The sequence below is a fragment of the Ruoffia tabacinasalis genome, from assembly GCF_042652985.1.
Classification (GTDB): Bacteria; Bacillota; Bacilli; order Lactobacillales; family Aerococcaceae; genus Ruoffia; species Ruoffia tabacinasalis.
This window is the reverse complement of the sequence record NZ_JBHSHQ010000092.1, coordinates 1-1,214: the sequence shown is the minus strand read 5'-3', so window position 1 is coordinate 1,214 and position 1,214 is coordinate 1. Positions and strand designations below refer to the sequence as shown.

Below are 1,214 nucleotides of genomic sequence, written 5' to 3'. Positions count from 1 at the left end.
TTGAGTGATGGAACTTTCTATCAACTGTTTTATTAATTTAAAATTTGGGTGAGTAGATCGTTCAAGTGCATAATGGCAGGCTTTATCTAATCTTTGGTCGGAATAGGTGTCTGCCATTTTTAATATTGCATGAACTCTTCGATAATACTGTTGTTCAGGACCTTGATCAAACATTCTGGAGATTACGAGATGAACATTTGGGCCAATTCGGCGTGCCCACTCTAAATACCTAGTACTGTTCCACTTGCCAAAATTTTTACTTTCTTCGGGCAGATGATCTTCATTCGTAGAGTAAGCGCCAGGTCGAGTACCTACGGTAACATGTTCACATAAGAACTGTTGATTGTGATAAATTTTAAGGGAAGTCGAATAAATTTTCAGGGTGACTTTTTCACCAATATACTGATAAGGTACAGAATAATAGTGCTTGTTTAATGTGACGTGGCTATTTGTATACACTTTCGCTTCTTTAAATTCACAGACTTCATATGAATAAGCCGGTAATTCTTTAAGCGCTTCTTGTTCAAATTCTTGAAACATTTGAAGACGACTTCCTTCTTTCTTCTGAAAAGGTTTGGCATTAAATTCATCGAGAAGTTTTAGCAGATGTTCGTTGTATTCATCGATACTAAAGCATTGGTAGTTGCGCATACGAGCAATTATATGCGTTGTAAGGTGCTTAACATGGTTTTCAACAGCCGCCTTGTCCTTCGGACGAGCAACCCGTGTAGGAACAATAATTGTCTGATAGTGGTTCGCCATATCCTCATAGGTTGGATTTAAGAGCAACTGTGTCTTTGTGTTCTTGGTTACACCAGTCCGAAGATTGTCAGGCGTTAATAAGGTGGGAACCCCTTGGAAATATTCAAACATTTTAACATGGGCTTCAATCCATCTCGGCATCTTTTGATCTATACAAGCTTGAGCATAAGTATAACCACTAAAAGGTAATGTTCCGATAAATAATTCACCTTTGATAATTTCACCAGTCATGGGATCAATCCATTGCGGGCGTTTACCCGTCCAGTCCACTTGGACTTGTTCTCCCGCTTTATGATGAAGTACATGACTAAAACTATTCTTATAAAGATAGTCATTAAAGTGCTTCTTAAATTGGGTTAATTTATAGTAGATCTTATTATTTAACCGACATTCCTGGGCGTATTCTTCCCAGAGAAGCTGCATCGTAACACCTGGTTTAGCGAGCTCTTTTG

1 protein-coding gene is annotated in these 1,214 nt (G+C 38.3%); it reads right to left on the bottom strand.

The features are described from left to right. Positions 1 to 1,214, bottom strand: a 1,214-nt coding sequence (gene istA / locus ACFO5Y_RS11755) for an IS21 family transposase (protein WP_380706752.1), incomplete at both ends; no start/stop codon positions are given.